Raw genomic sequence first — 12,705 nt, forward strand, 5'->3', positions numbered from 1 at the left:
CCCCACCGACACTTTCCCAGGAGACTCACCATGGCTTGGACCCGCAATGACATGGCCGCCATCGCGGCCGAAGAACTCAACGACGGCGACTACGTCAACCTCGGCATCGGCATCCCCACCCTCGTGGCCAACAATCTGCGCGAAGGCGTGCGGGTGGTGCTGCAGAGCGAAAACGGCCTGCTCGGAATGGGCCCGTTCCCCTATGAGGGCGAAGAGGACGCGGACCTGATCAACGCCGGTAAGCAGACCGTGACGGTCCTGCCCGGCGGCAGCATCTTCGACTCCGCCACCTCCTTCGGCATGATCCGAGGCGGCCACGTCAAGGTCGCCATACTCGGCGCCATGCAGGTCTCCGGCGCCGGCGACCTGGCCAACTGGACCATCCCCGGCAAGATGGTCAAGGGCATGGGCGGCGCCATGGACCTGGTGGCCGGCACCCCGCGCGTCGTGGTCCTCACGGAGCACAACGCCAAGGACGGCACCGCCAAGATCGTCAAGGAATGCACCCTGCCGCTGACCGGCCTGAGCTGCGTGGACCGCATCATCAGCGACCTGGCCGTCTTCGACCTCGTCAAGCCCGAGGACGGCACCGGCAGCCGCCGGCTCGTGCTGACGCGCCTCGCCCCCGGCGTCACGGTCGAGGAGATCCGCGAGAAGACCGAGGCGGAGTTCGACGTCGATCCCGCCCTGGAAGAGACCACTGACGCGCTTGAGGAGGCCCGGGCATGAGCCTGAAGGACCAGTTCGGCAAGGATGTCCTGCTCACCGGATGGGGCCACAGCAGGTTCGGCAAGCTCACCGAGGAGACCCTCGAGTCCCTGATCGTGCAGGTCGCCACCGAGGCGATCGCCAACGCCGGGATCGAGCCGGGCCAGATCGACGAGGTCTACCTGGGCCAGTTCAACTCCGGCATGATGCCGCTGGCGTTCCCGTCCTCGCTGGCGCTGCAGGTGTCCGAGCAGCTCGCCAACGTGCCCTCCACCCGGGTTGAGAACGCCTGCGCCTCCGGCTCCGCCGCCTTTCAGCAGGGCACCAAGTCCCTGCTGGCCGGGACCGCCAAGACCGTCCTGGTGATCGGCGCGGAGAAGATGACCCAGGCCGGGGCCGACGTCGTGGGGGCCGCCCTGCTGGGCGCCGACTATGACATGGCGGGCAAGCCCTCCACCACCGGCTTCACCGGCCTCTTCGCCGAGGTCGCCAAGCACTACGAGAAGCGCTATGGCTCCGTCTCGGATGTCCTCGGCTCGATCGCGGCGAAGAACCACCGGAACGGCGTCGACAACCCCTACGCCCAGCTCCGCAAGGACCTCGGCGAGGAGTTCTGCCGGACCGTGTCGGATAAGAACCCGATGGTCGCCGACCCGCTGCGCCGCACGGACTGCTCCCCGTCTCCGACGGCGCCGCCGCCGTCGTGCTCTCCGTCGCCCCCACCGGCGGGGCCACCGCCCCGGTCCGGCTGGCCGGCTTCGGGCAGGCGAACGATTTCTTCCCCGCCGAGCGCCGGGACCCGACGGCGTTCGCCGCGACCCGCGCCTCCTGGCAGCGGGCCCTCGGCATGGCCGGCGTCGGGCTGGAGGACCTGGACTTCGCCGAGGTGCACGACTGCTTCACCATCGCCGAGCTGCTGATGTACGAGGTGATGGGCCTGACCGAGCCCGGCCAGGGCTCCCGGGCGATCGAGGAAGGCTGGGTCTTCAAGGACGGAAAGCTCCCGGTCAACGTCTCCGGCGGGCTCAAGGCCAAGGGCCACCCGGTCGGCGCCACCGGGGTCTCCCAGCACGTCATCGCCGCGATGCAGCTCACCGGCACGGCCGGGGACATGCAGCTGGCGGCGCCGCGCCGGGCCGCGGTACAGAACATGGGCGGCGTCGGCATTGCGAACTATGTCAGCGTGCTTGAAGCCGTCTAAGCCGGCGCCCGCCGAACTGGTCTGGGCCACCAATTGGCTGGGCCTGCCGGCCGGGGCACCCGTGATGGTGCTCCGGCCCGGCGGCGTGCCGGTCCCCGCGACCGTGGAGCTCGCCACCCCGGACGGAAAGATCCTCTGGGTCCGCTACCGGTCCACGGGCGAGCGCACCATGCTCTTCAAGTCCGACGGAACCCAGATCTGGTGCGCGAACCCCGATGTCCCCGCCAACCATTGACGCGGGGACCCTACAGGCTGGTGGTGGGGCACCGGACGATCACCCGGATCGTCAACCTATCGCAACGTTGCGGTGCCCCACCCCATTTCTACTTTCCGGCCGGAGCCGGGCCCGCTGGCCCCTCGCAATCCCACGGCCGGCCAACAGGTCAGTTGGCGGCGGCGGGGACGGCGGCGAGGATCTCCCGGTAGCGGGCGGCGTGGGCCGCCACGTCCTCGGGGGTCGCGCGCGGCGCCCCGTGCAGGACCAGCGGTTCGGCCAGGTCCAGCCCGCACAGGTGTGCGGTGGCCTCCAGCGGGCGAAGCAGCTCAGCCATGGTGAAGCGGTTGTGCCCCGTCGGCGTATACGCGGACTCGGGACCGCCCGTGGAGATGACCAGCTGCAGGCGCTTGCCGTGCAGGGCGTCCCCGCCGGCGCCGTAGGCAAAGCCGTACGTGAGGACCTGGTCCATCCACTCCTTCAGGACGCCGGGCACGGAGTACCAGTGCCAGGGGAACTGCAGGACGATGGTGTCGTGCTCGCGCAGGAGTTCCTGCTCCACGGCCGCGTCGACGCGCCGGTCCGGATAGATGGAGGCGATCTCCCGAACGGTCACGCCGTCGAGGTCCCTGATCGCGGCGGCCAGCTGCGCGTTGATTCCGGACGTGGCCAGGTCGGGGTGGGCGACGACGACGAGGGTGCGGTGCGTACTCATGAAGGGCGTGTGCTTCTTTCGGGAATGGAACCGACCCCGGACCACCCCGAAGCACGCCGTCGGTGGCGGGGCCGGAATAGCTTCGGAGTCAGGTAGACAGATCTGTCTGATACGCCCTCGAAAGTACCAGACAGACCTGTTCGTTCACAATCGGGACAACCCTCGGCCGCCCCGGCAAGTCACCTTAGGCGTAGTCGTTGTAGAAGCCGCGGCCGGACTTGATTCCCAGCCAGCCCTTGCCGATGTAATCCTGCAGCAGCGGGGCGGACTTGTTCTCCATGCCGGCCAGCTCGCAGTAGTGGTTCTCGATGTCGAGCACCACGTCCAGGCCCACCTGGTCCATGAAGCGGAACGGTGCCGTGTCCGCCTTGAAGACGTCCACGAACAGGGCGTCCACGTCCTCCGGCTCGGCCACACCCTCAGCCACCACCAGCAGCGCCTCGCGCTTGATCGCAGCCCAGACCCGGTTGAAGATAAAGCCGGTGCTTTCCTTCCGGACCAGGTGCGGCGCCAGCGCGTAGCCGGGCAGTTCGGCCATCAGCAGGTCCAGGACGGCCGGGTCAGTCCGGCCGCAGGACATCAGTTCCACCGAGCGCACGGCCGGCGGCATGTAGAAGTGCATGTTCAGGACCCGCTCCGGGGTGGTCACGCCGCCGATGAACTCCGAGGACGCGAACGACGACGAGTTGCTGGCCAGCAGGGCGTCCGCCGGGGCCAGCCGGTCCAGGTCGGCGAAGATCCCGCGCTTGAGCTCGAGCTTTTCGGGCACCGCCTCGACCACCAGCCAGGCGTTGTCCAGGGCGGCAGCGAGGTCGTCGCCGGCGGTGATCCGGCCGGCCGGCGCGCCGCCGTGGTCGGCCGCGACGGCGGGCCGCTCGGCCTCGATGAAGTCGACGGCGGCCTGGCCGACGGCCGGATTGAGGTCGAAGATGCGCACGTCGGCGCCGCGCAGCGACAGCATCAGGGCCACGCGGCGGCCCAGGGTGCCGCCGCCAATGACGGTGATGGGCCGGACTGCAGTGTCGGCTGGGAGGGAAAAGGTCATGGCGTTTCCTTTCAGGACGCTGCCGGGGAACCGGCAGCCAGGGTGGGACGGTGGGCGGGGTTTTTCCGGATGGTGCGGAGCAGGGCCGGAATGGCGGCCAGCACCAGGGCGGCGCCGTAGATCAGCGTGGTCCCCTTCATGCCGGCCACGGCCACCAGCAGCCCGGCGGCCACGGCGGGGACGCTGAAGCCGAGGTAGCAGATCAGGTAGATGCTGGAGAGCATGCCCACGCGCTCGTGCGGACCGCAGAGCGGGAGGGTCATACGCATCGCGCCGAAGTACCCGCTGCCGAAGCCGACGCCGGCCACCACGGTGCCCGCGAAGTACAGCGGCGCGGATCCGAGCTGGACGGCCAGCACGGTCAGCGAGATGCCTGTAATCAGGGAGACGACGCCGGTCAGCAGCGTGGTCCGGTCCGAGCGGCGGCGGACCACCAGGATGGCCAAGGCGCCGGGCACGAAGAGGGCAAAGAGCGCCAGGCCGCCCACCAGCACCGAGTTGTCCCGGGTGATGGCGTGCGCCAAGGCCGGCCCCAGCGAGAGGTAGAACCCGGCCAGGGCCCAGGTGGCGGCGGCCACCGGCATGGTGGCGGCCATGGTTTTCCGGGCGGAGCCGGGGATCCGGGCCTCGGGCATCAGGGACCGCAGCCAGCCCGGCGCCACCTCTCCGGCGCTCGGCAGCCGGAGCAGCGCCAGGCCGAGGACCAGCAGTAGCGCGGCGAGGAAGAAGTAGACGGTTTTGGTCGGCTCCGGCAGGAACCGGACCACGGAGGCGGATCCGAGTGCGCCGACGGAGAGGCCGATCGGCGAGGCGGCACTGTTGACCAGGGATCCGCGGCCGCGGCGCTTCGGGCCTTCAAACGCCAGCAGTGCGGCGCCCGCGGCACCCATCGCGGCGCCGGTCGCCACGCCCTGGAGGGCCCGGGCGGCCAGCAGCACTTCCGGGCCCGGAGCGAAGGCGAAGGTCATCATCGCGCCGATCTGCAGCGCCACCGCGCCCAGGAGCACCGGCCGGGTGCCGAGGTGGTTGGCCAGTGAACCGACCACCAGCAGCGTCAGCAGCACGGCCACGGCGTAGACAGCGAAGATCACCGTCACCGCCGCGGAGCCGAGTCCCCACTCGCGGGCGTAGAACTCGTACAACGGCGACGGCGCCGACGAGGCGCCAATGAAAACCGTCAAGAGCGCCGCGTGAAGCCAGAACGCGGTACCGGTGTTCTTCACAACTGATCCTGCCTACTCGAAACAACCAAACGCACAATCTGTGCATTAAGAGGCTATACCCGCTAAAGCGGATAATTTGCCTTAGGCTGGTGTGATGATGACGACAGCGACCCCGCGCCCCGGCGGCCGGAGCGCCCGCGTCCAGCAGGCCGTGCACCAGGCCGTGCGCTCCCTGCTGGCGGAGAACGACGGCGACCGGACCGCCTTGTCGGTCCCGCTGGTGGCGGACCGGGCCGGCGTGAACTCCTCCACGATCTACCGCCGCTGGGGCGACCTGCCCCGGCTGCTCGCCGCCGTCGCCTCCAACCAGATGCTCCCCGAGCAGGTGGAGGACACGGGTTCGCTCCGCGGCGACATGGAGGCCTGGTTCATCCCGTACGTGGAGGAGTTCTCCTCCGAATTGGGCCGGCAGGTGCTGTTGGACATGCTGGCCGACGGGGCCGTGACCCGGGACTACTTCGCCCTAATGCAGGGCCACGTCGAGGAGCTGCGCCGGCTGGCCGCGGCGCGCGGGGAGACGGCGCCCGACGCCCGCGAGATCGTCGACGCCGTCGTCGCCCCGGTGATCTACCGGATCCTGTTCAACCACGAATCCGCCGCCGAGCTGGACGTCCGGACCCGGATCGGGCGGCTGCTCGACGGGCCACGGACCGCCGGCCGGGACTAAAATCGGTCCATCCCCATCACACCCAGAGCAAGGAATCCCATGCGCGCCACCATCATCCACGGTCCGGGCGATATCCGGGTCGAAGACCGCGACTACCCCACCGTCCAGCAACCCACCGACGCCGTCGTCAAGGTCACGGCAGCCTGCGTCTGCGGCTCCGACCTCTGGCCCTACCGCGGCGTGAAGCCCACCCACAAGCCCTCCGCGATCGGCCACGAGTTCATTGGCATCATCGAGAGCCTGGGCGAGGACGTCACCGGCCTCGCCGTGGGCGACCTGGTCATCGCACCGTTCGTGATCAGCTGCGGCGAGTGCCCGCAGTGCCGCAACGGCGTCACGGTCGCCTGCGACCGGCTGGCCGGCTGGGGCGGCACCGACGACGCCGGGCACCCGGTGGACGGCGGCCAGGGCCAGGCCGTCCGCGTGCCGCTGGCCTCCTCCACGCTGGTCAAGGTCCCCGGCATCACCGAGCCTGACGACGCCCTGCGCGCCAGCCTGCTCACCCTCTCCGACGTCATGGCCACCGGCCATCACGCCGCCCTCGCGGCGCAGGCCGGCCCCGGCCGGACCGTCGTGGTGGTGGGCGACGGCGCCGTCGGCCTCTGCGGCGTGCTGGCCGCCAAGCGGCTGGGCGCCGAGCGCATCATCGCGATGTCACGGCACGCGGACCGGCAGGCGATTGCCCGCGAATTCGGTGCAACGGACATCGTGGCCGAGCGCGGGGACGAGGGCATCGCCAAGGTGCGCGAGCTTCTCGGCGGCGTCCTGGCGGACTCCGTGCTCGAATGCGTCGGCACCAAGGAATCGATGGACCAGGCGCTGCGCAGCGTCCGGCCCGGCGGCGCCATGGGCTTCGTCGGCGTTCCCACCGGCGGCGCCGAAATCCCGGTCCGCTACCTGTTCGACACCAACATCACCATCGGCGGCGGCATGGCCCCCGCACGCACCTACATCCCGGAACTGCTGGAGGACGTGCTCAACGGCAGCATCAATCCGGGCCGGGTGTTCGACGCCGTCATGCCGCTGGAGGAGGCGCCGGAGGCCTACCGGGCCATGGACGAACGCCGCGCCATCAAGGTGCTCCTCACCCCGTAACATCCCGGTCCGCGGCGGGGGCCGACCGGCCCTTGCCGCACCGGAACGGCCGGGACTAGCGTGTGCCCACGGGCAGCCCGCCCGTACCCCCGCCGCATCGAGGAGCCGTCATGGCCTCACCGTCCGCGCCCGGACCTGCCCCGGAGCCGCACGCACCCGAGGGGTACGCCCTGGACCTGGCGGAGGCGGCCACCGCGCCGCTGTCACTGGTGGGCGGCAAGGCCCTGAACCTGGGGCGGATGGTGGCCGCGGGCCTGCCGGTGCCCCGCGGTTTCTGCCTGACCACGGACGCCTACCGGCTGGCCGTCCCCCCGGAGCTCGTCGCACTGGGGGCCGCGCTCGACGCCGCAATCCCGCGGGCCGGGCTCGCCCAGGCTGCGCCTGAAACCGGGCCTGAATCCCGGGCCGGGGCCCGGTTGGATGCGGCGGCGCAGGCGGCACGGGCGCGGGACCTCGTCGGCGCCGCCCCGATCCCGCCCGCCGTCGAGTCCGCGGTCCGCGCCGCCTACCTGGACCTCGGGCCGGACACGGCCGTGGCGGTGCGCTCCTCCGCCACCGCCGAGGACCTGCCCTTCGCCAGTTTCGCCGGCCAGCAGGACTCCTTCACCGGAGTCGCCGGCGCGGACGCGGTGCTGGCCGCGGTCCGCCGCTGCTGGGCCTCGCTCTGGACCGACCGCGCCGTCGCCTACCGCACCGCGAACGGCATCAGCCACGCCGGGGTGGGGCTCGCCGTCGTCGTCCAGGCCATGGTGGAGGCGGCCACGGCGGGCGTCCTCTTCACAGCGAACCCGGTCACCGGGACCCGCACCGAAATGCTGGTCAACGCCAGCCCCGGCGCCGGGCAGGCAGTGGTTTCCGGCGCCGTGAACCCGGACCAGTTCACCGTGCGGACGGCGACGGCGGAGGTGCTGCACCGGGTGGCGGGCGACGACGACCCGGAGCGGGGCTGGAGCCTGGACGATGCCGGGCTCGCCGAACTGACCCGGCTGGGCACGTCCGTCCAGCGGCTCTTCGGTTCGCCCCAGGACGTGGAATGGGTGATCGACGCCGCCGGCAGGACCTGGCTGACGCAATCCCGGCCGATCACCACGCTGTACCCGCTGGAGGACCCGATGACCGGCGAGCCGCTGCCGGTTCCGCCGGAGGGACAGACCCGGGTCTACCTCTGCGGGACGCTGCTCCAGGGCCTCACCCGGCCCATCACCCCGATGGGCCTGACCGTGCTGGAACTGCTTCGGAACCAGCAGGGCCTCTGGCGCTACGTGAATCCCGGCCTGCGGATGTTCGTGGACCTGACGCCCCTGACCCGCAGCCGGTGGGGCCGGCGGTACCTGACCCGGGTGCTGCCGCTGGCCGACAGCCGGTCCGCGGCGCTCGTCCCCGGCCTGCTCGCGGACCCGCGGTTCGCCGGGGAGGGGCAGTTCCCGGGCACTGACCTGGCCCGCGTTGCCCGGCGCCTCCTGCGCGGACGCGGCCGCGCCGACCGTCCCCGTGCGGACCTGCCCACCCGGGCCACGGGCGCCTCCCCGGGAGAGGTACCAACTCCTACAGAACGCCCCGCCCGGGTCGGCACCAGCCTGGGCATGCTGGCGGACCAAATCCCCCGGCTGGTCCGCGCCGTCTTGGATCCCCGGGGCGAGCTGCGCCGCACCTACGCCTACGCCCGCCGGCTCGACGCCGTGCTGCAGCTGCCCGGGCCGGCCACGGCCGAGGAGCGCCTGCACTTCGCGGAAAACCTGGGACTGCGCACCATTGAGGGGCTGCTCAAGGCCACCCTCCCCGGGTTCTCCGCCGGCTACCTGATGCTGGCCGTGGCCCGACGGCTGCTGCGCGGCATCGCCCCGCCGCGGGAGCTCGAGGCGGTGCTCCGCGGGCTGCCGCACAACGTGACCACCGAGATGGACCTGGAACTCTGGCGGCTGGCCGTCACGCTCCGGGACGATCCCGAGGCCCGGGACGCCTTCCTGGCCACCGGGCCGGCCGCCCTCGCCGCCCGCTACCGCGCCGGCATGCTCCCGGACACGGCCCAGTCCGCCGTCCGGGAGTTCCTGGGCAGGTATGGCCACCGCGCCGTGGCCGAAATCGACCTCGGCATGCCGCGCTGGGCCGAGGAGCCCGACCATATCCTCGGCGTGATCTCGAACTACCTGCGCCTGGACGATCCGGACCAGGCGCCGGACCGGCAGTTCGGCCTGGCCGCCGCGCACGCGGAGGAACGGATCCGGAGCCTGGTGGACCGCGCCGCCGCCCACGGGCGCTGGCGGGCCCGGCTGCTGGAGCTGGCCCTGCGGGAGGTCCGGGAACTTGCCGGCCTGCGCGAACTGCCCAAGTTCCACATCGTCCGGATCCTGGCCGAGGTGCACCGCCAGCTGCTGCTGGTGGGCGGGGTCCTGGTACGCCGCGGCGCGGTGGCCGCCGCCGGAGACGTGTTCTTCCTGGACTTCGGCGAGCTGCGGACGGGCCTGCGCGGGGCCCGGCTGCAGGAGACAGTGGCCGCCCGCCGCCGCCTGTACGACGTCGAAGTCCGGCGCCGCCACATCCCCCGCCTCCTGCTCTCCGACGGCACGGACGTGGAGGCGGCCGCCCTGGCCGCGGCGCCGCCGTCGGGCGCGCTGGCCGGCACCCCCGCGTCCGCCGGCTCCGCCACGGGCACGGTCCGGGTAATCCTGGACCCGGTGGGCGCGCGGCTGGAACCCGGGGAAATCCTGGTGGCGCCATCGACGGATCCGGGCTGGACGCCGCTGTTCCTTACCGCCGGAGCGCTGGTGATGGAGATGGGCGGAGTGATCTCCCACGGGGCTGTGGTGGCCCGCGAATACGGCATTCCCGCGGTGGTGGGCGTCCCGGACGCCACCACCCGGCTGCGGACCGGGCAGCTGGTGACGGTCGACGGCGCCGCGGGCACCGTCCGGGTTGTGCCCGACTGAGGACCCGGGCCGCAGTCGGCGGTGCGGCTTCGGGAAGACGGGCCGGGCGACCGGCGGTTCTAGCACGGGCGTGCCAGTAGAATGGAGGCATGACTTCGGCGGCTGCCTCCCGGCCCAGGTCGGGCCACGGAGCGTTCGGCCTCGCCCGGCGCGCGCGGCGTGTCCTGCGCCGCGTCCCGGTCTGGACCTGGCGGGCCCTGATGGGCATTGTCGGCCCCGGCGAGAGGGCCCGGTTCAACGCTGACCCGGTGACCGGCGTCGACTACTTCCACGACATCGACTTCGTCGGCGACGGAATCCGCGCGCACCGGCTGGACGTGATCGCCCCCGCCGGGACGGCCGGTACCACCGGATCCACAGACACCGGTCTCCCCGTCTACGTCTACTTCCACGGCGGCGGCTGGACCTCCGGGGACAAGGCGGCGCTGACGAAATACTGCGCCAGCCAGGCCGCCGCCGGCATGGTGGTGGTCAACGTGAACTACCGCCACGCCCCGCGCTTCCACATGGGCCACGTCCTGCAGGACGCCAACGCCGCCCTGGGCTGGGTGCGGGCCACCATTTCCGGATACGGCGGGGACCCGGACCGGATTGTGCTGGGCGGCGACTCCGCCGGCGGCCAGATTGCCGCGCTGCTGACGGCATCGACGCTCCACACCTACCTGGCGGAGCACTACGGCCTGCAACCCGCGGCGCCCGCAACGAGCCTGCGGGGGCTGGTGCAGCACTGCAGCGTGGTGGACTTCTCCGTCTTCTTCGAGCGCGGCTTCGTCCTGAGCCTTGCGTTCGTGCGGATGCTGCTCCCCGCTGCGCCGGCCCGGGCGGAGAGTCGCTGCGGCGGGCTGCCCGTCACCTGTCCCCCATCGAATGGCTGGATTCGCGGCATCCGCCCGTTTTCCTGACCACCTCGGAGCGGGACTTTTTCTACACCGCCAACCTGAACTTCCTCGATCGGTTGCGGCAGCACCGGGTCCCGGCGGATGCGCTGGTCTACGGCTGGGAGTCCGCCAACGCCGAGCATACCTGGCAGCAGGACGCCCGCTTCCCCGAGTCCCAGGAGGTCTATCGCCGGCTGCACGCCTTCGTGGCCCGGGTGGCCGGAACCTAGCCGCGGTTCAGCCGGAGCGGCCGGACTCGGGGCTATCGTTGACCCATGGCGAGAACCGGCCGCCGGATCACCGGCGTTCCCGAACCGGACCCCGGCGTCTTTGGCTCCGGGCTGATCGATGAGTCCGCCCGCCTGGATGCCGCGCTGCCCGACGTCGACTGGTCGGCGCCCCCGCCCGGTGCCGTCCGTGGGGTCTTCGAGGCGCCGAGTGGGAGCCTTGCCACCCTGGCCATGGGCGTACCGGGCGGTCCGCGGGTGCTGCTGCTCCCGGGCGCCACCGGATCCAAGGAAGACTTCGCCCTGATGCTTCCGCAACTCGCCGACGCCGGCTACTACGCGCTCAGTTGTGACATCGCCGGCCAGTATGAGTCCGCCGGGGCCGGGCCGGAGCACCTCGTGCCGCCACGGAAACACTACGACTACGAGTTGTTCACCAATGACTTCATCGCCCTTTTGGAATCCGGCGAGGGGCCGGCCCACGTGGTCGGGTATTCCTTTGCCGCGATCGTCGCGCAGCTGGCCTTCGAGCGGCGGCCCGAGCTGTTCCGCACGCTGACGCTCCTCAGCTGCCCGCCGGAACCGGGGAACAGTTTCCGCGGGGTGCAGCGGATCGGCCGGTTCAGTGGTCTGGCCAGCCCCCGGGTGGGCGCCGCACTGATGATCTGGGGCATCCGCAGCAACGTTGTTTGGGTGGCTCCAAACCGGCTCCGGTTCGTCCGCTCCCGGTTCCGGCTCACCCGGCGGCAGTCGGTCCGGGACATCTTCGGCCTGATGCAGCACGCCCCGGACCTCCGGCCGGTTCTGGCCGCCGCCACGCTGCCCAAACTGGTGGCCGTAGGAGAGCACGATCTCTGGCCGCTGGCCCAGCACCGCCGGTTCGCCCAGGCGATCGGCGCGAAGATCGCCGTCTACCGCGGCGGCCACAGCCCCAGCGAGACCTCCCCGCACCAGATGAGCCGGGACCTGCTCGCCCTTTTCAGTTCGGCCGGGTGAGCCCGCGCCGGTAGCCGCGCCGCCGCCGTCGTCGGGCCAGCGGCGGATCCGCCGCGAAGTCGACGGCGAACGTCGTCCACGCCATCGCCAGACGCCGCCCCACCGCCCGGGCGCTCTCGAACGGCCGGGCGGAAACCCCCACCCGCAGGGTCGGCTCCCAGATCACGGCCACCTGGGGCGGGAGCTGGTAGGAGATGTCGAGGTCGTCGTGCACGGCTGGCCGCCCGCGGTGCACCGCGTCCCGGATCAGCGCCCACGCCTCCGCGTGCATGGCGAAGTTGGAGCCGAAGAGTGGCGGGTGTCCCAGCAGCAGCCCCACCACGCGGTGGTACCCGGCGATCCAGATGCTCCGGCCCGCCCATCGGGCCAGCGCCGTGCCGCCATAGAAGTCGCCCGGGCCGCTGACGGCGGCGGGCGGGGAGGCCCCGGCGAGGAGGGTTTCGACCCGCTCCAGCCAGTCAGCCGGCGGGATCGAGTCGGTGTCCAGGCGGGCGATAATGTCCGTGTCCGCCGCGTCGAAACCGAGGGCCGTGGCGGCCGCGATGCCCGCGACGTCGGCGGGGATCCGGCGCACCCCGGCGGCGGCGCAGACGGCGTCGGTCCCGTCCGTGCTGCCGTTATCCACCACGATCACCCCGTCCGGACGGCGGCTCTGGCGGGCGAGGGCGGCGAGGCACACGGCCAGCGGCCCGGCGTCATTGCGGGTGGGGATCACTACCGAAATGGTTGCCATGGTGGGCAGACTATAGCCTCCGGCCGGGCAGAACTGCCCCGCGTGGCTCTTGCACCCTGGCCCCGCGCCCCGTACG

The 12,705-nt window shown here is 71.8% G+C and carries 12 protein-coding genes and 1 pseudogene; 9 read left to right on the forward strand and 4 right to left on the reverse strand.

Annotated elements, in window-relative coordinates:
* Window positions 1-30: 30 nt before the first annotated feature.
* The 3 genes and pseudogenes from ACRQ5B_RS04290 to ACRQ5B_RS04300 all read left to right on the forward strand — a co-directional run bounded on the left by ACRQ5B_RS04290 (window position 31) and on the right by ACRQ5B_RS04300 (window position 2,144).
* The gene (locus ACRQ5B_RS04290) at window positions 31-729 is read left to right on the forward strand and encodes a CoA transferase subunit B (protein WP_432397277.1); all 699 of its coding nucleotides are present in this window, start codon (window positions 31-33) and stop codon (window positions 727-729) included.
* Window positions 726-1,909 (forward strand): annotated as a pseudogene (locus ACRQ5B_RS04295) (acetyl-CoA acetyltransferase). The gene ACRQ5B_RS04290 and the pseudogene ACRQ5B_RS04295 overlap by 4 nt, the downstream one beginning before the upstream one ends.
* Window positions 1,896-2,144: a hypothetical protein gene (locus ACRQ5B_RS04300; RefSeq protein WP_412884711.1), complete on the forward strand. Its 249-nt coding sequence runs from the start codon at window positions 1,896-1,898 to the stop codon at window positions 2,142-2,144. Before ACRQ5B_RS04295 ends, ACRQ5B_RS04300 begins: the two are co-directional and overlap by 14 nt.
* A 148-nt stretch (window positions 2,145-2,292) precedes the next feature.
* Here the strand turns inward: ACRQ5B_RS04300 and ACRQ5B_RS04305 are convergent, their stop codons facing one another.
* From ACRQ5B_RS04305 to ACRQ5B_RS04315, 3 genes are all read right to left on the reverse strand, one after another.
* Window positions 2,293-2,838: an NAD(P)H-dependent oxidoreductase gene (locus ACRQ5B_RS04305; RefSeq protein WP_432397280.1), complete on the reverse strand. Its 546-nt coding sequence runs from the start codon at window positions 2,836-2,838 to the stop codon at window positions 2,293-2,295.
* Between the two features lie 184 nt (window positions 2,839-3,022).
* A complete protein-coding gene (locus ACRQ5B_RS04310) occupies window positions 3,023-3,883 on the reverse strand; it encodes a 3-hydroxyacyl-CoA dehydrogenase family protein (RefSeq protein ID WP_432397283.1) in 861 nt (286 codons plus the stop codon).
* 11 nt (window positions 3,884-3,894) lie between these two features.
* Window positions 3,895-5,106, reverse strand: coding sequence for an MFS transporter (locus ACRQ5B_RS04315; protein ID WP_432397286.1), 1,212 nt, complete (start codon window positions 5,104-5,106; stop codon window positions 3,895-3,897).
* A 94-nt stretch (window positions 5,107-5,200) separates the two neighbouring features.
* On the opposite strand from ACRQ5B_RS04315, the gene ACRQ5B_RS04320 reads away from it, so the two are divergent.
* The 6 genes from ACRQ5B_RS04320 to ACRQ5B_RS04345 all read left to right on the forward strand — a co-directional run bounded on the left by ACRQ5B_RS04320 (window position 5,201) and on the right by ACRQ5B_RS04345 (window position 11,896).
* The gene (locus tag ACRQ5B_RS04320; RefSeq protein WP_432397288.1) at window positions 5,201-5,773 is read left to right on the forward strand and encodes a TetR-like C-terminal domain-containing protein; all 573 of its coding nucleotides are present in this window, start codon (window positions 5,201-5,203) and stop codon (window positions 5,771-5,773) included.
* Window positions 5,774-5,812: 39 nt separating this feature from the next.
* Window positions 5,813-6,868: a zinc-dependent alcohol dehydrogenase family protein gene (locus ACRQ5B_RS04325; RefSeq protein WP_432397291.1), complete on the forward strand. Its 1,056-nt coding sequence runs from the start codon at window positions 5,813-5,815 to the stop codon at window positions 6,866-6,868.
* 110 nt (window positions 6,869-6,978) lie between these two features.
* Window positions 6,979-9,795: a PEP/pyruvate-binding domain-containing protein gene (locus ACRQ5B_RS04330; RefSeq protein ID WP_432397294.1), complete on the forward strand. Its 2,817-nt coding sequence runs from the start codon at window positions 6,979-6,981 to the stop codon at window positions 9,793-9,795.
* 89 nt (window positions 9,796-9,884) lie between these two features.
* Entirely contained in the window at window positions 9,885-10,697 is an 813-nt protein-coding gene (locus tag ACRQ5B_RS04335) for an alpha/beta hydrolase (protein ID WP_432397297.1), read from the forward strand.
* A 53-nt stretch (window positions 10,698-10,750) separates the two neighbouring features.
* Window positions 10,751-10,903, forward strand: a complete 153-nt coding sequence (locus ACRQ5B_RS04340) for a hypothetical protein (protein WP_432397300.1) — start codon at window positions 10,751-10,753, stop codon at window positions 10,901-10,903.
* Window positions 10,904-10,948: 45 nt separating this feature from the next.
* Window positions 10,949-11,896, forward strand: a complete 948-nt coding sequence (locus ACRQ5B_RS04345) for an alpha/beta fold hydrolase (protein WP_432397302.1) — start codon at window positions 10,949-10,951, stop codon at window positions 11,894-11,896.
* Here the strand turns inward: ACRQ5B_RS04345 and ACRQ5B_RS04350 are convergent.
* Window positions 11,880-12,629, reverse strand: coding sequence for a glycosyltransferase family 2 protein (locus tag ACRQ5B_RS04350; RefSeq protein WP_432397305.1), 750 nt, complete (start codon window positions 12,627-12,629; stop codon window positions 11,880-11,882). The genes ACRQ5B_RS04345 and ACRQ5B_RS04350 overlap by 17 nt on opposite strands.
* Window positions 12,630-12,705 lie beyond the last annotated feature (76 nt).

Origin of the sequence: Pseudarthrobacter sp. L19, from assembly GCF_050859435.1 — a bacterium.
In the GTDB taxonomy this organism is placed as follows: domain Bacteria; phylum Actinomycetota; class Actinomycetes; order Actinomycetales; family Micrococcaceae; genus Arthrobacter.

Coding starts and splice junctions, on each gene's coding strand:
- ACRQ5B_RS04290 (WP_432397277.1), top strand. CDS start 31: ATGGCTTGGACCCGCAATGACATGGCCGCCATCGCGGCCGAAGAACTC.
- ACRQ5B_RS04310 (WP_432397283.1), bottom strand. CDS start 3,883: ATGACCTTTTCCCTCCCAGCCGACACTGCAGTCCGGCCCATCACCGTC.
- ACRQ5B_RS04345 (WP_432397302.1), top strand. CDS start 10,949: ATGGCGAGAACCGGCCGCCGGATCACCGGCGTTCCCGAACCGGACCCC.
- ACRQ5B_RS04335 (WP_432397297.1), top strand. CDS start 9,885: ATGACTTCGGCGGCTGCCTCCCGGCCCAGGTCGGGCCACGGAGCGTTC.
- ACRQ5B_RS04330 (WP_432397294.1), top strand. CDS start 6,979: ATGGCCTCACCGTCCGCGCCCGGACCTGCCCCGGAGCCGCACGCACCC.
- ACRQ5B_RS04350 (WP_432397305.1), bottom strand. CDS start 12,629: ATGGCAACCATTTCGGTAGTGATCCCCACCCGCAATGACGCCGGGCCG.
- ACRQ5B_RS04305 (WP_432397280.1), bottom strand. CDS start 2,838: ATGAGTACGCACCGCACCCTCGTCGTCGTCGCCCACCCCGACCTGGCC.
- ACRQ5B_RS04325 (WP_432397291.1), top strand. CDS start 5,813: ATGCGCGCCACCATCATCCACGGTCCGGGCGATATCCGGGTCGAAGAC.
- ACRQ5B_RS04320 (WP_432397288.1), top strand. CDS start 5,201: ATGATGACGACAGCGACCCCGCGCCCCGGCGGCCGGAGCGCCCGCGTC.